Here is a 24,268-nt window from a genome sequence, read left to right as displayed (position 1 = left end):
CGCGGGCGCGGCGATCACGATCAGGCTCCTGTCCCAGTAGCGTGGCGAGGCGGTACCCATGAATCGGCCCAAGAAGCTCCAAGACCCGACCGAAGCCGCCATGTCGGCGATCGAAGAGGCTCTCCGGCTCGATCAGCCGAAGTCCGAGACCGACGGCGATCCTGCTTTCGAGCCGAAGCTGCCCGCCGCCACCGAGAACGATCTCAAGCTCGACCTGCCTCGCGTCGAGCCGGCCGCGCCTCAGACCGCCGCATCGTCCCCGGCCGCCCAGCCGACCCCGCCGCGCGCCACGATCGCGCCCGACACCAGCCGCGTCGCCAATGACGACCGGCGTGATTCCAGCTCGCTCGTCCAGGCCTTTTCGGTTCGCCCCTCCGCCAAGCCCTACTGGTTCGCAGCACTCGCCTCGCTCGCCTGGCTCGGCGGTGCCGCCTTCGTGTTGCTCAACCGCTTCGGCTCGGTCGATGGCGGTCTGCGCGAGCGTCTTTCTGCCTTCGGCGTCGGCGAATGGACCTTGCTGGCGCTCGCCGTCGGCGCGCCCGTCGTCTTCTTCTTCGTGCTCGCAGCGCTCTATCGCCGCACACAGGAGATGCGCCTTGTCTCGCGCGCGATGACCGAGGTCGCCCTGCGGCTGGCCGAGCCCGAGGTGGTCGGCGCGGATTCCGTGCTGTCGCTGAGCCAGACCATCCGCCGCGAGGTCGCCGCCATGGGCGACGGCATCGAGCGCGCGGTGGCGCGCGCCGGCGAGCTGGAGACGATCGTGCGCGGCGAGATCGCCACGCTCGAGCGAGCCTATGCCGACAACGAGATCCGGCTCCGCTCGCTGATCGACGAACTGGTGACCCAGCGCGAGGCCGTGGTCGGCAACGCCGAGCGCGTCAAATTCGCGATCAGCGGCGCGCATGAAGGCCTGTCCAAGGATCTCGATCTCGCCAGCCGCACGATCGCCGAGGCGGTCGCGCAGGCCGGCGACCGGGTCACCGGCTCGCTCGGCGAGAAGGGCGACCAGATCACCCTGGCGCTCGGCCGCGCCGGCGAGCGCATGATCGACGAGATCAGCGGCCGCGGCAGCGAACTGGTCGAGCGTCTGCAGGTGACGTCGGGCGAGGTCAGCGAGCGCCTGTCCGGCGCCAGCGAGAGCCTGTCGACCCTGCTCGACGGGCGTGCCCGCGACATCGCGTCCTCGCTCGAGCGCACCGGCGCCGCGCTGACCGAAGGCCTCGCCATCGGCGCTCGCGACGTCACGCGCGCCATCACGGAAACCGGCTCGCAGGTCGTCGACAACCTGGCCGCCCGCGTCGACGGCGTGAACGAGAGCCTGCGGGCGACCGGCGAGGCGCTCGCGCAGGACATTTCGGCGCGCGGCAACGAGGCCGCCGAGCGCTTCGAGTCCAGCAGCCGCAACATGGTCGCGCTGATCGAGAGCCAGAGCGAGGCGCTGAGCACGCGCCTGGCGGAGACCGGCGAGAGCTTGCGCAGTTCCCTCGCCGCGGAAGGCGATAGCGTCACCACCCGCCTCGCCGAGGTCGGGCGCGGCGTCAACGGCCTGCTCACCCGCCAGAACGAGATGCTGGCCTCGCGCCTCCTGGAGGTCGGCGAGAGCGTCAACACGCTGATCGGAACACAGAGCGAGGCGCTCGTCTCGCGCCTGAACGATACCGCCCGCACGGTCGACGACGTCCTGCGCGAACGCAGCGATGCCATCATCCTGCGCGTCGACGACGCCGGCCGTTCGCTCGGCGAGACCGTCGGACGTCATGGCGAGGTTCTGGCGACGCGCGTGGCCTCCGTCACCGAGGGCCTGCAGACCGTGATCGACGATCATGGCGGCAAGCTGGTGACGCGCCTGTCGGAAACGGGCGAAACCGTCCAGACGCTGCTCGGCCAGCAGGCCGAGAGCCTGGTCTCGCGGGTTTCGGACACGGGCTCGGAAGTGGCCAAGCTGCTCGCGGACCAGAGTGAAACGCTGGTTTCGCGTCTCTCGGGCACGGGCACGGATGTCGTCCGGATGCTCGCGGATCAGAGCGAGACGCTGGTCACCCGGGTTTCCGGCACCGGCGCCGATGTCGCCAGATTGCTGGCCGAGCAGGGCGACACGCTCGTCTCGCGCGTCTCCGGCACCGGCGCGAACGTCGCCAACCTCCTGGTCGGGCAGAGCGAGGCCCTCGTCTCGCGCGTGTCAGGAGCCGGCGCGGATGTCGCCAAGCTTCTCGACGGCCAGAGCGAGACACTCGTGCTGCGCATCGGCGCTGCCGGCGATCAGGCCCAGGGCCTGATCGGGGCGCAGACCGATGCGCTGGCATCGAGCCTGTCCGAGACCGGAGCGCGTGTCGGCGCCCTGCTCGACGAGCAGGCTGCTGCACTGACCGTGAAGCTGTCGCAGACCGGGCTCGAGGTGAAGGATCTGCTCGGCAATGAGAGCCAGGCGCTGGTGACACGCGTCGCGGATGTCGGCCGCTCGGTGCATAGCGTGCTGGCGGAGCGCAGCGGCGCCCTGATCAGCCGCCTGGCCGAGACCGGCGAGAGTCTGGACCAGCGGCTCGACGAGCGCGGCGCTGCATTGGCGGCCCGGCTCACGAGCGCCAGCGAAGCCGCGCAGGCAGCGCTGGAGCAGCAGCAGAGCGGCTTCCTGACCCGCCTGAACGAAACCGGGGACCAGGTCGGGACGCTGCTCGGCGAGCAGCGCGAGACGCTGCTGCGCGACCTCGTCAGTGCCGGCCGCGAGGTCCACACCCTGCTCGGCGAGCAGAGCGAGGAGCTGGCGCGCCGCATGAACGACGCCACCCGCGCCCTGACCGAGACGATCAACGTCGACGGCCGCGAGGTCGCGGACCGGGTGACGGAAGCGACGCAAGGGTTGCGCGAGACCTTCACGGTCCATGCCGAGGAGGCGCGCACCCTCCTTGCCGGCACTGGCAAGGAAATCGTGCTGGCACTGACGCAGCAGGGCGGACGCGTGAACGAGGCGCTCTCGGCCAATGCCGAGTCGATGCTGCGTTCGGTGGAAGGCCGCGCCCAGGCGTTGACGGAAGCGCTCGCCCATCGTCACGACGCGCTGAACAAGCTCTTCGACGAGCAGGGTCGCGAGATCGAGACATCGATCGGCAACCGCCTCAGCGCCTTCGCGGAGCTGTTCGACAATCAGGGCCGCCACGTCGAAACGGCGCTCGGCTCGCGCCTCGCCGCATTCGAGGACGTCATCCTCCACAAGGGCGGGGAACTCACGGATCGCCTGTCCAACGACACCCAGGCTCTGACCAACGCAGTGACGACCGGCATCGCAAGCGTCGAGAGGCTGATCGGCGAGGACGGCATGGCGCTGGCCGACCGGGTCGGAGCCCGCGCGACGGAGGCTGCCGAGATCCTGGCCGAGCGCACGCGCGAAGCGACCGACGCCATGGAGAGCCAGATCAAGCTCTTCGAGGAACGTTCCGGCGCCAAGAGCGCCGAGATCGCCTCTTCGCTCGACGGCCTGATCGCCCGCATCGACGGCAATCTCGGTTCGCGCGCCACGGCGCTGAACGAGGCCCTGGTCGAGCGCACGGTCGACATCGCCCGGGTGCTCGCGGAGGGCGGCCGCGAGGTCACCCGCGCGCTGGCGGCCAAGGCGGACGAGATCGGCGAGGTCGTGACCTCCAAGAGCGAGTCGCTGACCCGCACACTCAGCGACAAGGCCGACACGATCAACGCCACGCTCGGCGGCCGTGCCCTCCAGATCGCCGATACGCTCGACCGCAGCGTTGCGCGCTTCGAGGAGCGCGTCGTCAACCGGCTCGACACCGTCTCCGGCACGCTCGATACGCGCGGCCAGCAGATCGCCGACACGCTCCAGACCAAGTCGGACGCGATTTCGGCCTCGCTCGGCGAGCGGGCGGAAGAACTGCGCGTGCTGTTCGACGACAAGGGCGGTGGCATGGTCACGGCGCTCGGCGAACGCGGCGACGCCATCGCAACCGCACTCGGCGACCGGGCGGAAGCCCTGCGCCTGCTGTTCGAGGACAAGGGCGGCGGCATGGTCGCCGCGCTCGGCCAGCGCGGCGAGTCGATCGCCAACGAAGTCGCCATGGTCGGCGAGACGGTCGTGCGGGCGATCGAGAGCCGCGGTTCCTCGATCATCGAGGGGCTGCGCGAACGCGGCAGCGAGATCACGACGGCGCTCGACACCTCGTCGAGCGGACTGCGCGAGACGCTCGAACACGGTACGCGACAGTCGGTCGATGCCCTGGTCAGCACCAACGAGCAGCTTCGCGGCGAGCTCGGCAGCATGCTCAGCCGCCTCGGCGAGGCCAACAAGCTCATGCAGCAGATCGTCAACGGCGCGAACAAGAACCTGGCCGCCGTCGAGGGCGGGCTCTCGGCTCGCCTCGGCGATCTGCAGAGCGTGATCGCCACAGTGATGGACGAGACCGGTAAGGCCTCACAGCAGATCGCGGCGCAGGTCACCGAGCTGAAGACCTTCTCCGAGGGCACGCTGCGCGAAACCGCCACGCTCGTCGGCCAGCTCGACGAGAAGGGCCATTCGCTGGGCGAGGTCACCCAGGCCAGCACGGCCGCCCTGCACTCGGTCGCGACCCGCCTGGAGCAGGTCGAGGCGCGCGTCGGTAAGGCGCTCGCCGAGCGCAAGGACTCGCTCGAGGAACTGCACGGCCTGATCGCCCACCGGACCGACGAGGTCGAATCCGTCACGCGCTCCTTCGCGGCGCTGTTGGACGAGTCGCTCAGCACCGCGGAAGCCAGGGCGCGCCAGATCGGCGGCGTGCTCAGCGATTCCGCCGAAGCCACCACCAGCGCGATCGCGCAGCAGTTCGAGCTGATCCGCAGCACGACCGGCAAGGAACGCGAGCGTACGGCCCAGGCCCTGCGCCAGGCCTATGAGCAGGTCTCGAACGAAGTCGGCAGCGAACTCGCCAAGGTGACCGAGCGCTTCCAGGGCGCGGCGCAGGAGATGCGCGGCGTCGCGGCCGAGATCCAGCGCGAGTTGGAGGAGACGCGGGCCGAGCTGAAGCGCGGCGTGCTCGACCTGCCGCGCGAGACGCAGGAATCGACCTCGGCCATGCGCCGTGTCGTCGCCGAGCAGATCAAGGCGCTGAACGAGCTCACCGAGATCGTGACCCGCTCGGGCCGGCGCAGCGACGTCTCCCTGCCGGTCGACGCCGGCCAGAGCCGGCGCTCGGCCCCGGCGGCGGCCCTGCCCCGACACGAGCCGGCCTACACCACCGTGACCCAGCCTCGTCCTCCGGCCGCAGAGCCGCAGCTGCGGCCTTCGCTCGACGCAGCGCCAGAGCCAACCGCACCTGCGCAACGTGCCGAGGCACGGCCGGCGGCTCCCGCCGCGCGCCCTGCCCCGACCCCGGCGCCGGCACCCGAAAACGCACGCCGCCAGCCTGCGCCGGAGGCCCAGCAGCCCGCCAAGAGCGGTTGGCTCTCGGACCTGCTCAATCGCGCCTCGCGCGAGGACAAGGCTCCGGAGGCCCCCAAGCCGACGGCGCATTCGATCGAGCGGCTCGATTCGCTCTCGGTCGATATCGCCCGGATGATCGACCATGACGCTGCGGTCGAGCTGTGGGACCGCTACAAGCGCGGCGAGCGCAATGTCTTTACGCGCCGCCTCTACACGCTGCAGGGCCAGCAGACCTTCGACGAGATCCGCCGGAAGTATCGGCGCGATGCCGAGTTCAAGGAAACCGTCGACCGCTATATCGACGAGTTCGAGCGCCTGCTGGCGGAAGCCGCCAAGGACGACCGCGACTCGCTGGTCGCCAAGACCTACCTGACCTCGGAGACCGGCAAGGTCTACACGATGCTCGCCCATGCGAGCGGGCGCTTCGAGTGAGGTGAGCGCCAACGTCACATGACGACGAAGGGCCGTCCGTCTCGGGCGGCCCTTTTGTTTTCGAAAGTGTCCCAGCCTCAGGCCGGTTCGGCCGCGAACACCTCGCGCGCGGCGAAGAGGCCGTTCAACGCCGCGGGAAACCCGGCATAGACGGCCATCTGGATCAGGACCTCGATGATCTCCGCCTGCGTCAGGCCGACGTTCAAACCGGCGCGGATATGGACCTTGAGCTGTGGCGCGGCATGGCCCAGCGCCGCCAGCGCGGCGATGGTCGCGATCTCGCGACTGCGCAGATCAAGGCCCGGTCGCGAATAGATGTCGCCGAAGGGAAATTCGAGCACATACCGGGCGAAATCGGGAGCGATATCGGCCAACGCGTCGATGACGGCCTGCCCGGCAGCGCCGTCTATCTCAGCGAGCGCGCGCTGTCCGCGCGTGTAACGGTCGTCTGGGTTCGGATTCGATGGATGGAGCATGCGTGGAGAGCCTTCGTTCCGCTTCGCCATAGCCGGCGATCTTGGCATCGAGGACGGAGAGGGAATCGTGAAGGCTGGCGATCCGGGCTGCGACGACCACGCGATGTGCCTCGAGCAACAGCCGGCGCTCGCGATCGGTCGTGTCGCCCGCTTCGCGCAGCGCGGCATACCGTAGCATGTCGCGGATCGGCATTCCCGTCGTCTTCAGACGATGGAGAAATTCGATCCAGACCAGGATGGACGCATCGTAGTCACGCTGCCGCCCGCCATCGCGATCGGCATAGGGCAGGAGCCCGATCCGCTCATAATAGCGGATGGTATGGGCACTCAATCCGCAGCGCCTGGCCAGTTCGCCGATCTTCATGACGGCCTCTTCCGTTTTCGACGCCGGAACAGGTACCGCTTCGAGCGCACTCCAAGTCAAGCCCGTGCCAAGTCAAGCCCGTGCCAAGTCAAGCCCGTGCCAAGCCAAGCCGTAAGAACCGCCCTGCCGATGGGCGCCTGCGGGATCAGCGCGCCCAGCGCGCGATCTCGATCAGCACCTTCGATAGCGCCAGGTCGAGCGCCTGCGCGGCGCCAGCCCCATCCACCGCACCCGCCGGGACACGGGCGGAGAATAGCTTCGCGCGACGGATGTCGCCGGTACGGTCGCCGACGAGCTTGGCGGTGATCTCGACGACGGCCATGCCGCTGGCGGTGTCGATATTGAAGCTGCGGATGTCGGTGAGCAGTTGCACCTCGGGCGTAACGCGATCGCCGGGGCGCGCCACCGAGCCCAGCCTGCTGCCGTTCTCGAAGGTCTGGATCAGCCGGACCTGCACCAGCTTGGGCACGCGGTCGGCCCATTGCGCCCCTCCAAGGAAGGACAGCGCGCCGCTCGAATCCCGGACGATGACACGGTCGGAATCGAGCGCCTGGACGGTGGTCGGCTCCTGCACCATCAAAGTCGCGCGCGAGCCGCCGATGCGGCCGAAGTCACGCGGCGCGGTGAGGTCATATGTGGTGGGCGCACTGCCGCCGCCACAACCCGAAAGCAACACGCCGGCGGCGAACGCCAGCGCGACGACAGCAGGTTTGCGGAGACGGGGCTTCGGCGCGGGCGGAACCTGGGTCATCGGTCTAGCGGGATCCACCATATTGAGGCAGCGGCGGCTTGCCGCCGAAGATGAACTGCTGCGGGTTGCGCTCCAAACTCCGCAAGGTGCGGTTCAGATCCCCCAGCGTGCGCCGGCCGTCGCTCGCCAGCGTTTCGATGTCGCGCAGGCCCGGCCCGGTGAAGCGGCTGATGCCTGTGGTAATTTCGGCGGTTCGCTTGTCGAGGTTGTCGGCGAGCACGCGGATCGACTTCGCGGCATCGCTGACCTCCGAGAAGGCGCTGCGGCCGTCCTGGCCGGCCGCCGTGTTGAGGAAGGCCTGCGCGCTCTTGAGCACGCCCTCGACCTGGTCGGCCGCCTTGTTGAGCTTCTCGGTGATCGAGGCGACCTCCTTGACCGCCTTGCCGACATCGCCGCTGGTGCCGCCCAGTGCCGTCGTGAACCTGTCGACGTTGTCGACGATCGCCGCGACCTTCTTCTGGTCGACCGAACGGACGATCTCGGTCAGCTCCTGGCTGAGCACGCCGAGCTTCTCCGACAGCGGGGCGATGGTCTCAGCGATCGTGCCGAAGCTCTTCATCAGCTTGTCGATGCCGTCCGAATTGTCGCCGAGCGCCGCCGAGAATCTTTCGACGTTCCTGACGGTATTGTTGACCGAGCCGGCATTGTCCTTGACCAGCTTGTTCAGCCCGGTGAGCGTGTCGTCCGCCTTCGCGGCGATGTTGCGGACGGTCTCGACGATGTCCTGCAATTCCGAGCGGTCCGCGACGATCACGGGCAACCCCTGCCCTTCCGCCGCCTTTAGAGGCGGCGAGGTCGGATCGCCTCCGACGAGTTGCACCGCGACGATGCCGGTCGCCAGGCCGACGGTCTCGAGCCGGGCGCGCGTATCGACGCGCAAGGGCGTGTTGGCGTCGACCGAGATCACCGCATAGATTCGACTCGGATCGTTCGGCCGCAGCTCGATCCGGGTGACCTCGCCGACGCGAAAGCCGTTGAAGAGCACGCTCGAACCGCGCCCGAGCCCGGTGACGGTGCCGCTGAAGATGACGCGGACATCCTGCCGGCCGCCGGCATTGCCGCTGTTGAACCAGTAGACGAATCCAAACAGCGCAGCGAGCACCGCAAGTGTGAACAGCCCGACCAGCGCGTAGTTCGCCCGCGATTCCATTAGCTAGCGTCTCATCCTCGCATATGGGCGGGCTGCCTTGCCAAGGCACGCTCGCCGCCGAAATAGGCCTTCAGCCAGGGGTGATCCGACGCCAGCATCGTGGCGAGCGAACCGACCGCAATCACCCGCTTGTCCGCGAGCGCGGCGATTCGGTCGCAGGCAGAATAAAGGCTGTCGAGATCGTGGGTTACCATGAAGACGGTCAGACCCAAAGTCTGCTTGAGCGTCATGATCAGCTCGTCGAATTCGGCGGCGCCGATCGGGTCCAGTCCGGATGTCGGCTCGTCCAGAAAAACGATCTCCGGGTCGAGCGCCAAGGCACGGGCGAGCGCCGCCCGCTTGATCATGCCGCCCGAGAGTTCAGAGGGCGCCTTGTCAGCGGCATCAGGACTGAGGCCGACCAGATCGAGCTTCACCATCGCCAGTTCGTCGAGCAGATCCGGAGACAGCTTCAGATATTCCCGCATCGGCAGCTGAATGTTCTGCTTCACGGTGAGCGCCGAAAACAGGGCACCCTGCTGGAACATGACGCCGAAACGCCGTTCCAGGACGCGGCGCTGCGCCGAGCTCAGCGTATCGACATCCTCGCCGAAGACCTCGATCTTGCCGCGCGATTTCTGCACCAGTCCCAGGATGGTCCTCGTCAGCACCGACTTGCCCTGGCCGGAGCCGCCGACGAACCCAAGAATCTCGCCACGCATCACGTCGAGATCGAGCCCCTCCATGATGACCTTCTCCCCGAACGCGACTTTGAGGTCGCGCACGCGGATCACGGCCTCGGGCTGCGGCGCCTGGCGCGGGCTCGTCTGATCGACCTGCTGTACCGCCTGCTCGCTCATCTCCGGGATATGCCCCTCAAAACTCGATGGATGCGAAAAACATGGCGAAGAGGCCATCGACGAGAATGACCATGAAGATCGCCTTCACCACCGAAGCGGTGACCTGACGCCCGAGCGACTCGGCCGAACCCTTCACCGCCAATCCCTCGATCGAGGCGATCAGGCCGATCACGAAGGCCATGAACGGCGCCTTCGTCAGGCCGACGGCGAAGTGCTTCCAGGTGATGACCGATTGCAGCCGGTCCAGGAAGGTGTCGATGCCGATGCCGCCATAGAGCCAGGAGACCAGCGCCGCGCCCGCGAGACCCGACATCGAGGCGATGAAGGTCAGGATGGGCAACGAGATGACGAGCGCAAGGATGCGCGGGACGATCAGGACCTCGATCGGGTCGAGCCCCATGACCCGCAAAGCGTCGATCTCCTCGCGCATCTTCATCGAGCCGATCTCGGCGGTGAAGGCGGAGCCGGAGCGACCGGCGATCATGATCGAGGTCAGAAGTACCCCGAGCTCCCGCAGAATCAGAATGCCCGTCAGGTCCACGACGAAGGCCGCCGCACCGAATTTCTGGAGCTGGAAGATGCCCTGCTGGGCGACGATGCAGCCGACCAGGAACGAGATGAGCATGATGATCGGCGCGCCGTTGAAGGCGATCAGCTCGATCTGGTTGACCAGCGAAGGGCCGCGAAACCGGCGTGGGCCGAGCACGACGCTGGTCGAGCTGACCACGACCTCCCCCAGGAACATCGCCCCGCCGACCATGTCGCGGCCGAAGCGCACCACGGCGGCCCCAATTCTCACGAGAATGTCGACGACGCTGAAATGACCGTTTCTCGGAGGCTGGCGATGGTGATCATGCGCCGCGACCTCGCGCAGCAGCACCCCATGCTCCGGCTGCTTGCTGACGATCTCGATATGTGCGCCCGCCTCCTCCTGCTGTTGCTTGAGGCGGTTGAGAACATAGGCGCCGAGCGTGTCGAGACGGACCACGGCCGACAGGTCAAGCCGTGCGCGCGACGCCCCGGCGACGCGCCCGGCGATCTCGGTCAAGAGGCCTTCGATGCGCGGGGCGCGGTCAGCGCTCCAAGAGCCGGCCAGCGCCACCGCCAGCGTGCCGGCGTCGTCACGGAAGACCGCTTGCGGTTCGGCGGTATCAGGGCTCGCCATGGTCTGCGTGATGTCCCTCGCCCGCCGTGGCGGTCCTGCATCAATCCGCGACACCTGCTGAAGGCGTCAACCTACCCCTTTTGCCTGTATCGCCAAGCCAATTGCGCTTGGCAAGGGCAGGGATGCAACAGCGGGCGAACTCTCGCAGGCACTGCGTCGGCTTCCCGAAGGCGGACCTGGGACGCCGGTCTGCCGCGCCTCCGCATTCCCTGCGGGAACGCTTCGTTAAACAATGCGGTGGCAGGGTCGGCAATGGTGCATCATGGCTGGCGAAATCCGATTCGGCCGGTCCTTCAAGAGCAGATTGGTCATGAGCGAAGCGCGTTCGCTGACACCGCTGAGCGAAACGGACTACGAGGCGATCGAGGCCGCGGTGATGGAGACCGCCCGTGGCCGCTGGTTCATGGCCGAGTTCACCAAGCGCAACCGTCAGGCCGACACGCTGCAACTGCTCGGCGCCATCAATCGGATCGAGCGCGTCGTCGGCCTCGGGCTGCCCGCACCGGAACCTGAGCCGGACGTCAGCGAAGCGGCGGCGCTGATCGCCGACCTGCGGATCGACCTGGAACGCATCAGCGGCAAGGGCGAGGACCGCGCCTCGGGTCTCGCGACGCGCATCGAGACCGCAGCAGGCACAATCGTGCGGGCTACGGAGAGCATGCAGGAGGCCGCCTGGAGCCTGCGCGAGGCCGGCGCCAACGAGGCGCTCTGCGACATGCTCGACCAGCGCGCCGCTGAAATCTCGGCCGCGACGATGATCGTCGAGGGCACGGTGCAGCGGATCGACAAGATCGCCGACACCATCGCGATGCTCGACAGCAGCCTGCGCGCCGTCACCGGCCTGGGCCCGGCCGCCCCGATGCATGCCGAGCCCTTCAAGGCGGAAACCGCGCGGAGTCTGGACCTGCAGTTGCCCCCGGCCACGCCCCCGAGCGGCTATGACGACATCGAGATCATCGAGATCGACGACCTCCCTGCCCCCACCGTCGCCAGCAAGCTGTCGGCGGCGGACCTGCTGGGTGTGGAGCCCCGGATCGGCTCGATGCAGTTGCTCGACGACGACATCGTCTTCAGCGAAACGCCTGACGAATTGCTGCCCGACATGATGGACCGGCCCTCGCCGCTCGCGGCGTTTCAGCAGCGTCTGGCCGGGCATGAAGCGCCAGCCATGACCGGCGCGCCGGGCTCGAGCTCCGAGGCGGGCCTGCGCGATCTCGACGCGCTGCCCGCCGACAAGAAGGTCGCCTATTTCGCCTGATCCCTAGCTGGTGGGCTTCTGGGCGACGAAGCTCGTCATCTTTCCGGGATTGAGCAGCCCCTGCGGATCGACCTCGCGCTTGAAGCCGAGCTGGTCTGCATCGGCCCGCTTGTGCCGGCTGCCCTCTTCAAGCGAGACGACATGGGGATTGGCGATGAAGACGCCTGACGCCTCGTGTTGCGCGATGATGTCGTTCAGGCGCTCGGGTGTCGAATAGCGCAGGATCGGCAGCGCGCTCGCCGTGACCCGTCCGCCGAATCGGATGAACTCGTGATGCGGCAGCAGTTCGTCGCCGAAGCTGGCGATCGTCTCGCGGGCGCTGTCGACGAGCCGGTCATGCGGGAACAGGCATTGCAGATAGGTGATCGAGCGGTCGCTCTTCAGCCACTGAAGCGTCGTGTGGTTCCAGGTGTATTCGTAGAGCGGGACGGTGCCCGGCCCCTCCTCGGAGGGCGCCTCGTAGGTGATCGCGCCGCGCTTGCCGACGATCGCCTTGAACGGGCCGAGCGAGCCTTCGGCGATCATGCAGATCAGGATGCTCTTGCCTTCAGGGCAATGCTGCTTCAGCGCGCCGAAATAGGGGGTGATCTCCGACGAGATCGGCGTCACCAGCTTCTTGACGATGCCGTCGGCCAGGGCGACCTCGTAACCGGCCTGGAAGGCTTCCATGTAGTCGTCGAAGGCGACGATGACGTCGATCCAGGGCCAGGCCGGCGCCAGCGGCATCTCGAGCGCCGTGATGATGCCGGTCGTGCCATAGGCGCGGTTGACCTTCTGGGCCGCGTCGTCGCGTAGCTCAATGATCCGCGGCTCCTCCTCGACCGTGACGATGCGCGCAGCGAGGATGTTACCGGGCTCGCGCAGGCCGCCATAGGTGACCGAGCCGACACCGCCCGAACCACCGGCGACGAAGCCGCCGACGGTTGCGCTGCGCTTGGTCGAGGGGTGCATGCGCTGCTCGTAGCCGACTTCCCGCATCGCGATGTCGATGTCGAGCATGCGCGCTCCGGCTGCCGTGCGGACGATGCCGGGCTTCTGCCATTCGATCCCGGTGAGTCCGGTGATGTCGAGCAGCAGGCCGCCTTCGAGCGGCACTGCCTGGCCGTAATTGCCGGTGCCGGCAGCGCGCACCGTCAACGGGATGCGGCGCCTGGCGCAGGCCGCTGCGATGCGGACGACCTCGGCCTCGTCGCGAGGCGTCGCGATGATGTCGGCCGACTTGTCGGCAAGCTGCTTGTTGAGGATCGGCGAATACCAGAAGAAGTCGCGTGAGCGCTTGCGGACGACCTGCGGCTCGTCGATCAGCGAAACGCCGTCGAGATCCTGCTTCAATGCGGCGATGTCGTAGCGCGAAGGCTGGACCGGCCTCGGCTTGCGTTCCGGAACGGCGCTCATCTCAATTCTCCCGCTTCAGGGCGCTTTCGTGCCAGCGTCGCAGCAGCATATGCGAGACCCAGCTCGTGGCGAGGAAGATCGCGATGCCCGACAGCGAGATCATCAGCAGCGCCGCGAAGACGCGCGGGATCTTGAGCTGGTAGCCGGCTTCGAGGATGCGATAGGCCAGGCCCGAGGCGCTGCCGCCCGTGCCGGCGACAAACTCCGCCACGACCGCGCCGATGAGCGCCAGCCCGCCCGAAATCTTCAGCCCCGCCAGGAAGTATGGCAGAGCGGCCGGCAACTTGAGATGGCGCATGGTCTGCCAGCGGCTCGCGCCATACAGCTGGAACAGGTTGACGAGGTTGTGGTCGGCCGAGTTGAGGCCGAGGATCGTGTTGGACAGGATCGGGAAGAAGGCGACGATCCAGGCACAGATCAGCAGCGACAGATTGACGTCGCCGGCCCAGATGATGATCAGCGGCGCGATCGCGACGATCGGCGTCACCTGCAGGATCACCGCATAGGGCAGAAGCGACATCTCCAGCCATTTCGACTGGGTGAAGAGAACCGCCAGCGCGACGCCGACGATCACGGCCGCCGCCAGCGCCATGAAGGTGATGCGCAGCGTGATCCAGAGCGAGGCCGAGAGCGTGCCCCAATCGGCGACCAGCGTCTGGCCGATCAGCAGCGGCCCGGGCAGGATATAGGGGGGGATGCCGTTCCAGCGGACGGCGAACTCCCACAGCGCGAGCGTCAGCACGCCGATCACGATCGGAGCGAGGATGCGCGGCCAAGCGCTGGCGGGCAGGCCGAGCACGCGCTGCTCGGTCGCGAAGATCGGCCGCGCCTCGGCGTCGGTGCCGTCATGGGCAGGGGCAGGCGTGTCGAAGGACGAGGTGCTCATGAGCCGATCGCCTCCTTCAGCTTGCCCGAGACGACGCGGCAGAGATGGGCGTATTCTGGCGAGGTGCGGAACAGGTCGTCGCGCGGATAAGGAGCGTCCACATCCAGATCGGCCATGACGCGGCCGGGACGCGCCGCCATCACCACGATCCGCTTCGAGAGATAGACCGACTCGAAGACCGAATGGGTGACGAAGACCGCGGTGAACTTCTCTTTCCACCACAGTTCCAGCAGGTCGTCGTTGAGGCGGTGACGTGTGATCTCGTCGAGCGCGGCGAAGGGCTCGTCCATCAGCAGGATCTTGGGCCGCAGCACCAGTCCGCGTGCGATTGAGACGCGCATCTTCATGCCGCCGGAGAGCTCGCGCGGATAGGATTTCTCGAAGCCCGCGAGGCCGACCAGCGCCAGCATCGCCGCCGCCCGCTCGCGCGCCTCGCTCTTGCGGACGCCTTTCAAGGTCAGCGGCATCATGACGTTGGCGAGCGCGGTCGCCCAGGGCATCAGCGTCGGATCCTGGAAGACGAAGCCAAGATCGCGCTGCGGCTCGCCGGCCGCGTCATGGCTGGTGGTCGGCCATTCGATCGTCCCGCTCGACGGAGCGCCGAGGCCGGCTATCATCCGCAGCAGCGTCGATTTTCCGCAGCCGGAGGGGCCGAGCAGGCTGACGAACTCGCCGGCGCCAAGGCTCAGATTGACATCGCGGACGGCCAGCGTGCCGTTGCCGAACTGCTTCGAGACATGGCGCACGCAGACCAGGGGCTTCTGGCCCTCGGGGCGAACGGCATGGGGTGTGCTCAGATAGGCCGTGTCCAAAGCCTGATGATCCGTTGGTTGGCGCGCCGCCTCGTCATTCCGGGGCAAGCCCTAGGGCTTGAACCCGGAACCCACGGTGGGGCGCGCGTTGGCGATGTTGCCAGACCAGGCGCTCACCCGGTCGTGGGTTCCGGGGTCGGCGCTGCGCGCTGCCCCAAATGACAGGGCTCACGCCTTGCCAACGCCCTTGTTGATGAACTCCAGGCTGTAGGCCTTCTTCAGGTCGATGCCGGCCGGGAAGACGCCCGCCTCCGTCATCGTCTTGTAGAAGCTCGCCCAGCGCGCATCGGTCATCGCGCCGATGCCGAGCGTCAGCGCGTCGCCCGAGAGCACGATGCCCTTCTCGTTCATCACCTTGACCGCGTAGTCGATCTTCTCCTGATCCATGTCGGGATTGTCCTTCAGGATCTGGGCGTTGGCGGCAGCGACGGCAGGGCCACCCTTCATGTATTCGGCCCAGCCCTCGAGCGAGGCGGTGACGAAGCGCTGGACCAGGTCCTTCTTCTCGTCGACCATCTTCCGGGAAATGTTGATCGTGGTGTTGTAGTTCTCGAAGCCGGCATCGGCGATGAGGTGGACCACCGGCGTGACGCCGCCCTGCTTCTGGATGGCGAAGGGCTCCGACGACAGGAAGCCCTGCTGCGAGATCGTCTTGTCGGCCAGGAACGGCGCCATGTTGAAGGTGTAGGGCCGGATCTGCTCGTCGGTATAGCCGAACTTCGCCTTCAGGAACGGCCAGTAGCTGTTGCGGCCGGCGGCGCCGACGAGGATCGGCTTGCCCTTGAGCGCCGCCAGCGAGTCGTTGCCGACACCCGGATGCGAGATGATGACCTGAGGGTCCTTCTGGAAGATGGAGGCGATGCAGAGGAAGGGGATGTTCTCCTGTGCGTAGCGGATCGCCTCGAAGGAGTTCGACATGATCATGTCGACACGACCGCCGAGCAGGAGCTGCGAGGGATTCTGCTGTGGCCCGCCTGGACGGATCTCGGCGTCGATGCCGTATTTCTTGTAGATGCCATTGGCGGCGGCGAGGTAGAAGCCACCGTGCTCGGCCTGGGCTCTCCAGTTGGTCTGGTAGGACACCTTGTCGAGGGTCTGGGCGCTGACGCGAGCGCCGGGCACGGCCACGAGCGCGGAGCCGCCAATCAGGCCGAGCGCCCCACGGCGCGTCAGGCGATATTTCGTCATCGTCATGTTCGTGACCTCCCTGTAGCAGTCCGGCGAAAGCCTTCGGCCGCGAGCGAGCAACATGTATGCCATGTGCCGCTGGCGGCCGAAACCGCAACGCACTCCGCAGCCCGACAGGGATCGGGCTTGCCCACAGGCGATCCGTCGAAACGGCATCCCACACGGCGGCCGATGGTCTAGGATGACGACCTCGACGACGGGGACCATGAGACGATGAGCGCGCGCTTCTGGGGCGATCTGAAGACCACCGACTTCGTCGGGCTCAAGCCGGATAGCTCCGTCGCGGTGCTGCCGCTGGCGGCCATCGAGCAGCACGGCCCGCATCTGCCGGTCTCGGTCGACACGACGATCATGAACGCGATGCTGGCAGAGGCGATGCCGCTGGTGCCGGAGAGCCTCGACGTGCTCGTGCTGCCGACACAGGCGATCTGCAAGTCGAATGAACACCTGCACTCACCGGGAACGCTCACGCTCTCATGGGAGAGCGCGACGCAAGGCTGGATCGAGATCGGTGAAAGCGTCAAGCGGGCCGGCCTGCGCAAGCTGGTGATCGTGACCTCGCATGGCGGCAATATCGACCCGATGAAGGTCGTCGCCCGCGAGCTGCGCGTCCGCCACGGCATGATGGCGGTGACGACGGCCTGGCGCGCCTTCGGCCTGCCGCCCGGCGTCTTCGCCGATCTCGACGCCCATCATGGCATTCATGCCGGCGACATCGAGACCTCGCTGATGCTGCATTTCCGACCCGACCTCGTCGATATGAGCAAGGCTGCGGCCTTCAACCCGCTGACGGTCGAGATGGCGGCTGAAGGCTACAGATGGCTGCGCCCCACCGGCCTGCATGCGATGGCCTGGATGGCGCAGGACGTCCACCCGTCAGGTGCGGCGGGCGACGCCTCGCTCGCCACGGCCGCGAAGGGCAAGGCGACGGCGGCCCTGCAAGCGAAGGGCTTCGTCGAACTGCTGGCGGATGTGGCGCAGTTCCCGCTGGAGCGCCTGCACGAGGCCCGCTGACGCGGGCTTTCGGCCCGATTCTTCACGCCGGAGTGGCGCCTCGTTCACAAAATCGAACTGGTGGCCGGGTGCAAAGCCCGGCAGGCTCACGAGCTGTCACGGAACCCGACGACCATGCAGCTTCAGCTTCTCCGCAACGCCACGCTCAAGCTCCGCTATGGCGGCCTGACGATCCTCGTCGATCCGGATTTCAGCCCGCGGCACAGCCGGCGTTCCTTCACCGGGCGATCGCAGAATCCGATGGTCGAGCTGCCGGCTCCAATCGACGACATCCTGGCCGGCGTCGATCGCGTCATCGTCTCTCATCTCCACGCCGACCATTTCGACGAGGTCGCCAAGGCAAGCGTGCCCAAGCATCTGCCCATGATCTGCCAGCCCGGCAACGAGCAGGCCATCCGGGAGGCCGGCTTCGAATCGGTGACGCCGCTCGACTCCTTCCTCCAGTTCGGATCAATCGTGCTCAAGCGCCATCCCGCACAGCATGGAACCGGCGCCGTGGTCGAGACGATGGGGCCGGTGATGGGCTTCAGCCTGGAAGCGCCGGGCGAGCCGACGCTTTACTGGTGCGGCGACAGCGTGCTCTACCCGCCGCTGCGCGAAGCAATATCAGCCACCGTTCCGGACGTGATCGTGACGCATTCCTGTGGCGCGCTCTGGGACGGAACGCTGATCGTAATGGACGACGCGCAGACCGTCGAACTCTCCGAGGCCTGGCCAGGCGCCACCGTGATCGCGACGCATATGGAGGCGCTCGACCATGCCACCGTCAGCCGCGAGACGCTTCGGCAGGCGGCCGACGCGCATGGCATCGCGCCCGCGCGCCTGCTGATCCCGCTCGACGGCGAAACCCTCGAGCTGCCGGCTCGCGCCGCCGGCTAGGTTCGCGATCCGGTCTACTCCCCCGCCTTCATCTGCCGGGCGTAGATATCCTTGTACTGCTCGCGCAGCAGGTTCTTCTGGACCTTGCCCATAGTGTTGCGCGGCAGGTCGGCCACGACGAAGACCTGCTTGGGCTGCTTGAACTTGGCGAGGCGCTGTTCGAGCGCGGCCACGATGGAGGCTGCGGTGATCGTCGCGCCGGGCTTCACCACCACGACGGCGGTGACGCCCTCGCCGAAATCGGGATGCGGACAGCCGATAACGGCGCTCTCGACGACGCCGGGCATCTCGTCGATCTCGGTCTCGACCTCCTTGGGATAGACGTTGTAGCCGCCGGTGATGATCAGGTCCTTGCCGCGCCCGACAATGTGGACATAGCCGGCGCCATCTATCTTGCCGAGATCGCCGGTGATGAAGAAGCCGTCCGGCTTGAATTCGGCGGCGGTCTTCTCGGGGTTGCGCCAATAGCCCTTGAAGACGTTGGGTCCCTTGACCTCGATCATGCCGATCTCATCGGCTGCAAGCGGTTTGCCGTTCTCCGGATCGACGACGCGCGCCGTAACGCCCGGCAACGGGAAGCCGACCGTGCCCGCGACCCGCTCCCCTTCATAGGGGTTCGACGTGTTCATGTTGGTCTCGGTCATGCCGTAGCGTTCGAGAATGGCGTGGCCGGTGCGCTCGCGCCAGTCACGATGCGTGTCGGCGAGCAGCGGCGCCGAGCCCGAGACGAAGAGGCGCATGTGCTTTGTCGCCTCCTTCGTCAGCCTCGCATCCTGGAGCAAGCGGACATAGAAGGTCGGCACGCCCATCATGCAGGTCGCCTGCGGCAGGTACTTGAAGATCTGCTCCGGATCGAATTTCGGCAGCAGGATCATCGAGGCACCGGAGAACAGCACGCAGTTCGTGGCGACGAAGAGGCCGTGCGTGTGGAAGATCGGCAGCGCGTGCAGCAGCACGTCGTCCTTGGTGAAGCGCCAGTAATCGACCAACGCCAGCGCGTTGGAGGCGAGGTTGTCGTGGGAGAGCATCGCGCCCTTGGAGCGGCCGGTCGTGCCCGAGGTGTAGAGGATAGCGGCGAGATCGTCCGGGCCGCGCGCCACATCGGCAAAGCTCGTCGACGCAGCCAGAGCCTTGTCGGACAAGCTGCCGGCCGAAACCTCCGGAGAGCGCCAGACGCCGAGCGTTTCCAGCTTCGCGCCCGCCTTCTCGGCATAGGGCTTCAGGGCCTCCGCCTTCGACGGATCGCAGACGAAGACGGCGGGCTCGGCGTCACCAAGGAAATACTCGATCTCGGCAGGCGTATAGGCCGTGTTCAGCGGCAGGAAGATCGCGCCGGCACGGACCGCACCGAGATAGAGCATCAGCGCCTCGATCGACTTCTCGACCTGCACCGCGACGCGATCGCCAGGCTTTACCCCGAGCGCCACCAGCGCGTTGGCGAAGCGGGCGGAGACATCGACCATGTCGGCATAGGAATAGTGCCGGCCGTCATCGAGCAACGCGAAGCGCGCGTCGGGCGCAGGGATGCGCGCCCGGACGAGGTCGAACAGGTGGTTGCCCATGATTTCGGGTCCTTTCAGGCGTTTTTCGTAGAGCGTGAGATCAGGCTGCGGCCGGCCGCAGCAGCTTGCGCACGCCCGAGGACGCGACCACCGTGTTGCGGGTGGCGAAGGCCTCGTGGTTGGTCTCGATGTCGTCGAGGTCGTAGCGGTAGTTGACCATCACGCCATGCGACTCGCGCAGGCCCCGCGCCGACATGTTGCCGCCGACATTGATGCGTTCGAGCCTAGCGCCATTGCCGAGATGGAAACGGGCGACGGGATCGATCACGCGGCCGGAATTGGTGCGGGCGCGCAGCATGTACTGCGCCGTCATCTGGGCGAGCAGCTTGTCGCGGCGCGCCTTGGCCGGCTCGTCGAGCGAGATTGCCTCGACGGCGGGCCGGGCGAGTTCCGAGCGCTCCTCGTTGCTGAGGGCAAACTCGCCGGGATCGGCGACGATGCCCTCCAGCCAGCGCGCGAAACCCGGCACCGGCGAGAGCGTGACGAAGGTGTCGAGCCCCGGCAGTTCGCGCTTCAGATCCTCGGCGACCTGCTTGATCAGGAAGTTGCCGAAGGAAATGCCGCGCAGCCCCTCCTGGCAGTTCGAGATCGAATAGAACACCGCCGTCGTCGCCGACTGGGCCGGCAGCACCTCGCGCTCGCCGCTAAGCACCTCGCCGATGCTGCGCGGGATCTCGCCGGTCAGCGCGACCTCGACGAAGATCAGCGGCTCGTCGACGAGTTGCGGATGGAAAAAGGCAAAGCAGCGCCGATCGGCCGGTTCGAGCCGCCGACGCAGATCGTCCCAGCCCTGGATCTCGTGCACCGCCTCGTAGCGGATGATCTTCTCCAGCACATTGGCCGGGCTGCGCCAGTCGATGCGGCGCAGGACGAGGAAGCCGCGATTGAACCAGGAGCCGAAGAGGTGACGGAAATCGGCGTCGACGGCGATGAGGTCGCGATCACTCTCCATCGCCTCGAACAGCGCCTCGCGCATGCGCACCAGCACATGGGTGCCGCCGGGCGCAAGGTTGAGCCGGCGCAGGAGTTCCTGCCGGCGCGGCTCGGAGGCAAGATGCAGGGCTGAGATGGCGGCCGCACTCGGCTCCTTGCGATAAGCGTCGATCGCCTTGCCGAGCCTGTCATGGTCCGGCCCGAAGCGCTCCTGCAGCATGGCGAAGAAGGCCTGGCGGCCCGGCCGGTCGAGCCGCTCCCAGGCATCGAGAACGCCCTGGGCGAGCGCCATCCCCGAAGCCTCGCCGCGACCGGAAAGGAGGTCCTCGCAGAGGCGGTCGATCGGCCGGTTGCGCTGACCAATGAAGCGCTCGAACCCAATCAGGGCCCGGCCGCGGCCAGCCACATTGGTCAACAGATCGCCGAGAAACGCCATGTCCATCCGGCCCTCCAGGAGAGGCATCATGCCCTGCCCGACATCCTACACAAGTCAGGCCTTGGTCGCACGATGCCTCAGCGCAGCAGCGTCCAAGCCTTGATGAAGAAATCGGGCGCACCGAAATTGCCAGATTTGAGCGCAATCACCATCTCCTGCCCGTCCGCGACACGCGTCCAGGGCACGCCCGGATCGATTTCGGGGCCGATTTCGAGCATGCCGATGCCGAGCCCCTGCACGACCGCCCCGGAGGTCTCGCCGCCCGCGACCAGCAGCCGCGAGATGCCGCCCTTGGCGAGCAAGGCGGCCGTCTGCGCGAACGTGTGCTCGACGGCCTCGCCCGCCCTCTCGCGGCCGAGCTTGTCCTGAATCGCGGCGACCTCCTCGGGATCGTCGCTGGAATAAAGCAGGAAGGGCTTGTCCGGAGATTGCGCCAGCGCCCAGGTGGCGAGCTTTCCGGCATCCTGAGTGCCGGAGACGAGTTCCATCGGATCGACCTTGAGCGCCGGATAGCCCGCCTCGATCGCCGCTTTGATTTGCCCGCGCGTCGCGGTGGAGCAACTGCCGGAGATGATGCCGGCGCGTCCCTCGGGCGCGCTCAGGCTGGCGGCGATCTCGCGCTCCGGCAGAAGGCCCGCCTTGCGGAAATTCTGGGCTAAGCCCATCGCGATGCCCGAGCCGCCGGTCAGCAGGACGTGGTTGGCGACGGCCTCGCCCAGCACCATAAGGTCGGCATTGGTCAGCGCGTCGGTGACGACGTAGCGCACCCCCTGCCCTGTCAGTTCGGCGAAGCGCGCCTTGACCGCGTCAGCGCCGGCGAGAACGGTCGCATAGTCGACGAGCCCGACCGCGGCCTTCGTCTGGGCGCCCATCAGACGCATCAGGTTGGAATCCCGCATCGGTGTCAGCGGGTGATCCTTCATCGAGCTCTCGTGCAGCGGCACTGCACCGACGAAGAGATAGCCCTGATAGATCGAGCGGCCATTGGCCGGGAAGGCCGGGCAGACGATGGCCATCCCGGCGTCCAGCCGCTGCGCCAGCGCATCGGCGACGGGCCCGATATTGCCCTCGGCCGTCGAATCGAAGGTCGAGCAGTATTTGAACAGGATCTGCCTCGCGCCAGCGGCCAACAGCGCCTCGCAGGCGGAAAGCGAATCCGCCACCGCCTCGGTCACAGGGTTGGTGCGCGATTTCAGCGCGACGACCACGGCGTCCGCCTCCGGCAGCACCTGACCCGGACGCGGCGCGCCGATGACCTGGACCGTCCGCATGCCGCTGCGGTTCAGCATCAGGGCGACGTCGGTCGCGCCGGTCATGTCGTCGGCGATTACACCCAGCAGCATCCGCGCCTCCAATCCCGCGCCTCGTGCGAGCGCTTGTCCCTCTCGTCTTGTAGCCACAGGCCGCGGTCAAGGCGACAGGGGCAGGCGCATGGGCCTCCCCCGCACGTTGCCCAGCTGGCCGCCGACTTGCATGCAGATGCACGCCGCAAAGGCATGCAGGAAGACGTGGACGCCGGCGCGAAGCGCCATCGACGCCGGGCCGATTTTGCAGCAGGCTAGTACCAATCGGGACGATCCTGCGCGATCATCACCGCAATCGTAAAAGGGGACATTCGATGAAGCTGCTCACCGTCCTGGCCTCGGCCACGTTCCTGTCGCTGGCCGCGCTGCCCGCCCTCGCGCAGGCTCCCTCGACCCTGCGCATCGGCCTGCAGGAAGACCCGGACATGCTCGATCCACACAAGGCCCGCACCTTCGTCGGCCGCATCGTCTTCAAGGGGCTTTGCGACAAGCTGCTCGACATCACGCCCGACCTCAAGATCGTGCCGCGACTGGCGACGGAATGGTCGTTCTCAGGCGATGGCCTGACATTGACGATGAAGCTGCGCACCGACGCCAAATTCCACGATGGCGATGCGTTCAACGCCGAAGCGGCCAAGGCCAATATCGAGCGCGCCCGTACGCTGCCCGACTCGCTGCGCAAGTCGGAGCTCGCCTCGGTCGACAGCGTCGAGACGCCCGACGCCTCGACGCTCGTGCTGAAGCTGAAGCGCCCCGATGCGACGCTTCTGGCGCAGCTCACCGACCGGGCCGGCATGATGCTGGCGCCGAAGAGCCTTGCGGGCGACGTCGCCGCCAAGCCGGTCTGCTCGGGCCCCTATAAATTCGTCGAGCGGGTGCAGAACGACCGCATCGTGCTGGAGCGTTTCAAGGAGCATTGGGAGGCGCAGAACTACCATTTCGACCGCGTGCTCTACCGCTCGATCCCCGACACCACCGTGCGGCTCGCCAATCTGCGCGCCGGCGAGCTCGATATGATCGAGCGTCTGGCCGCAACGGACGTCAAATCCGCGCAGGCCGACAAAAGCCTCAAGGTCGAGCCGATGCCCAATCTCGGTTATCAGGGCATCACGGTAAACACCGCCAATGGCGAGGCCGCCAACCAGCCTATGGGCAAGGACAAGCGCGTGCGGCAGGCGCTCTCTCTGTCGATCGACCGCAAGGTGCTGACGCAGGTGGTATTCGACGGTCTCTACGCGCCGGTGGTGCAACCCTTCCCGCCTACCAGCCCCTATGTCAGCGCGGCCTTTCCGGTGCCGGCGCGTGACGTCGCCAAGGCCAAGGCACTGCTCAAGGAAGCCGGCCACGCCAAGGTTTCGGTCGAGGTGTTCATCACCAACAACCCCGTCCACGCCCAGATCGGCCAGGTGATCCAGGCGATGGCGCAGGAAGCCGGCATCGACGTCCAGATCAAGTCGACCGAATTCGCCAGCCAGTTGCGCGACCAGCAGCAGGGCAAGTTCCAGCTCAGCCGCGTCGGCTGGTCCGGCCGCATCGACCCGGACGGCAACCTGCACCAGTTCGTCACCAGCAAGGGCAATCAGAACGACGGCAAGTACTCGAACGCCGAGGTCGACCGCCTGCTCGATCTGGCGCGGACCATCTACGATCCGGCCGAGCGCAAGAAGCTCTACGACGCCGCGCAGGTCATCCTGCAGGACGAGCTGCCGCTGATCTATCTCTACAACGAGACCGTCTTCTTCGCGATGCGCTCCAACATCAGCGGCTTCGTGATCAGCCCCGACGGCATGATCCGGCTGGCGGGGATGAAGCGGTCTTGATGTATTGCTTGCTTGTTCGGAGTGATGCGCTTCCCGTCCCCCTTGTGGGGAAGGGAGAGGGATGGGCGGCGAGCGACCGGGCGAGAGTTGGCCAAAAAAAGCCGATGGCACTCGCCGCGCAGCCCAACCTCGAAGCCGATCTCCTCAGCTTTCCGCCCCCCACCCCTCTCCCCTCCCCACAAGGGGGCGGGGAATCGCGTCGA

18 protein-coding genes are annotated in these 24,268 nt (G+C 67.0%); 5 read left to right on the top strand and 13 right to left on the bottom strand.

The genetic code is table 11. From position 1 onward, the window contains the following. Positions 1-58: 58 nt before the first annotated feature. Positions 59-5,833 carry an apolipoprotein A-IV repeat region-like domain-containing protein gene (locus tag AC1RMY_RS13395; RefSeq protein ID WP_492865153.1) on the top strand — a complete coding sequence of 1,925 codons (5,775 nt, stop codon included), beginning with the start codon at positions 59-61 and terminating at the stop codon, positions 5,831-5,833. 77 nt (positions 5,834-5,910) lie between these two features. Here the strand turns inward: AC1RMY_RS13395 and AC1RMY_RS13390 are convergent, their stop codons facing one another. The 6 genes from AC1RMY_RS13390 to AC1RMY_RS13365 all read right to left on the bottom strand — a co-directional run bounded on the left by AC1RMY_RS13390 (position 5,911) and on the right by AC1RMY_RS13365 (position 10,578). Beyond that, positions 5,911-6,309 (bottom strand): carboxymuconolactone decarboxylase family protein, encoded by a 399-nt coding sequence (locus tag AC1RMY_RS13390; RefSeq protein WP_492865151.1) that lies wholly within the window; start codon positions 6,307-6,309, stop codon positions 5,911-5,913. Further along, a complete protein-coding gene (locus AC1RMY_RS13385) occupies positions 6,245-6,673 on the bottom strand; it encodes a MerR family transcriptional regulator (RefSeq protein ID WP_492865149.1) in 429 nt (142 codons plus the stop codon). The genes AC1RMY_RS13390 and AC1RMY_RS13385 overlap by 65 nt, the downstream gene beginning before the upstream one ends. 145 nt (positions 6,674-6,818) lie before the next feature. Next, positions 6,819-7,424 (bottom strand): ABC-type transport auxiliary lipoprotein family protein, encoded by a 606-nt coding sequence (locus AC1RMY_RS13380; RefSeq protein WP_492865148.1) that lies wholly within the window; start codon positions 7,422-7,424, stop codon positions 6,819-6,821. 4 nt (positions 7,425-7,428) lie between these two features. Beyond that, positions 7,429-8,574 (bottom strand): MlaD family protein, encoded by a 1,146-nt coding sequence (locus tag AC1RMY_RS13375; RefSeq protein ID WP_492865146.1) that lies wholly within the window; start codon positions 8,572-8,574, stop codon positions 7,429-7,431. An 11-nt stretch (positions 8,575-8,585) separates the two neighbouring features. Next, positions 8,586-9,413 (bottom strand): ABC transporter ATP-binding protein, encoded by an 828-nt coding sequence (locus tag AC1RMY_RS13370; RefSeq protein ID WP_492865144.1) that lies wholly within the window; start codon positions 9,411-9,413, stop codon positions 8,586-8,588. Between the two features lie 16 nt (positions 9,414-9,429). After that, the gene (locus AC1RMY_RS13365; RefSeq protein ID WP_492865142.1) at positions 9,430-10,578 is read right to left on the bottom strand and encodes an ABC transporter permease; all 1,149 of its coding nucleotides are present in this window, start codon (positions 10,576-10,578) and stop codon (positions 9,430-9,432) included. Between the two features lie 310 nt (positions 10,579-10,888). Between AC1RMY_RS13365 and AC1RMY_RS13360 the strand changes: the two genes are divergently transcribed. Beyond that, the gene (locus AC1RMY_RS13360) at positions 10,889-11,836 is read left to right on the top strand and encodes a hypothetical protein (RefSeq protein WP_492865141.1); all 948 of its coding nucleotides are present in this window, start codon (positions 10,889-10,891) and stop codon (positions 11,834-11,836) included. Positions 11,837-11,839: 3 nt separating this feature from the next. Here AC1RMY_RS13360 and AC1RMY_RS13355 read toward each other — a convergent pair whose 3' ends face one another. The 4 genes from AC1RMY_RS13355 to AC1RMY_RS13340 form a co-directional block, all read right to left on the bottom strand. Continuing rightward, positions 11,840-13,231, bottom strand: a complete 1,392-nt coding sequence (locus AC1RMY_RS13355; protein WP_492865140.1) for an FAD-binding oxidoreductase — start codon at positions 13,229-13,231, stop codon at positions 11,840-11,842. A 1-nt stretch (position 13,232) separates the two neighbouring features. Continuing rightward, positions 13,233-14,117, bottom strand: coding sequence for an ABC transporter permease (locus AC1RMY_RS13350; RefSeq protein WP_492865138.1), 885 nt, complete (start codon positions 14,115-14,117; stop codon positions 13,233-13,235). Next, entirely contained in the window at positions 14,114-14,929 is an 816-nt protein-coding gene (locus AC1RMY_RS13345) for an ABC transporter ATP-binding protein (protein WP_492865136.1), read from the bottom strand. The genes AC1RMY_RS13350 and AC1RMY_RS13345 overlap by 4 nt, the downstream gene beginning before the upstream one ends. A 168-nt stretch (positions 14,930-15,097) precedes the next feature. After that, the gene (locus AC1RMY_RS13340; protein WP_492865134.1) at positions 15,098-16,123 is read right to left on the bottom strand and encodes an ABC transporter substrate-binding protein; all 1,026 of its coding nucleotides are present in this window, start codon (positions 16,121-16,123) and stop codon (positions 15,098-15,100) included. Between the two features lie 207 nt (positions 16,124-16,330). Between AC1RMY_RS13340 and AC1RMY_RS13335 the strand changes: the two genes are divergently transcribed. Together AC1RMY_RS13335 and AC1RMY_RS13330 are read left to right on the top strand one after the other, a co-directional pair. Further along, positions 16,331-17,131 (top strand): creatininase family protein, encoded by an 801-nt coding sequence (locus tag AC1RMY_RS13335; protein WP_492865132.1) that lies wholly within the window; start codon positions 16,331-16,333, stop codon positions 17,129-17,131. A gap of 114 nt (positions 17,132-17,245) precedes the next feature. Then, positions 17,246-18,010 (top strand): MBL fold metallo-hydrolase, encoded by a 765-nt coding sequence (locus AC1RMY_RS13330; RefSeq protein WP_492865130.1) that lies wholly within the window; start codon positions 17,246-17,248, stop codon positions 18,008-18,010. Between the two features lie 14 nt (positions 18,011-18,024). Here AC1RMY_RS13330 and AC1RMY_RS13325 read toward each other — a convergent pair whose 3' ends face one another. The 3 genes from AC1RMY_RS13325 to otnK are packed head-to-tail and all read right to left on the bottom strand — an operon-like array spanning position 18,025 to position 22,284. Next, positions 18,025-19,572 (bottom strand): malonate--CoA ligase, encoded by a 1,548-nt coding sequence (locus AC1RMY_RS13325; protein WP_492865129.1) that lies wholly within the window; start codon positions 19,570-19,572, stop codon positions 18,025-18,027. A 40-nt stretch (positions 19,573-19,612) separates the two neighbouring features. Continuing rightward, positions 19,613-20,971 (bottom strand): malonyl-CoA decarboxylase, encoded by a 1,359-nt coding sequence (locus tag AC1RMY_RS13320; protein ID WP_492865127.1) that lies wholly within the window; start codon positions 20,969-20,971, stop codon positions 19,613-19,615. 47 nt (positions 20,972-21,018) lie between these two features. Continuing rightward, complete coding sequence (gene otnK, locus AC1RMY_RS13315) at positions 21,019-22,284, bottom strand: 3-oxo-tetronate kinase (protein ID WP_492865125.1); 1,266 nt, start codon at positions 22,282-22,284, stop codon at positions 21,019-21,021. Between the two features lie 275 nt (positions 22,285-22,559). Between otnK and AC1RMY_RS13310 the strand changes: the two genes are divergently transcribed. Then, positions 22,560-24,065 carry an ABC transporter substrate-binding protein gene (locus AC1RMY_RS13310; protein ID WP_492865123.1) on the top strand — a complete coding sequence of 502 codons (1,506 nt, stop codon included), beginning with the start codon at positions 22,560-22,562 and terminating at the stop codon, positions 24,063-24,065. Positions 24,066-24,268 lie beyond the last annotated feature (203 nt).

The organism is Allobosea sp. GW822-FHT03F07 (assembly GCF_058801345.1).
The sequence above is the reverse complement of the archived record's forward strand: the minus strand, read 5'-3'. Positions and strand labels throughout refer to the sequence as shown.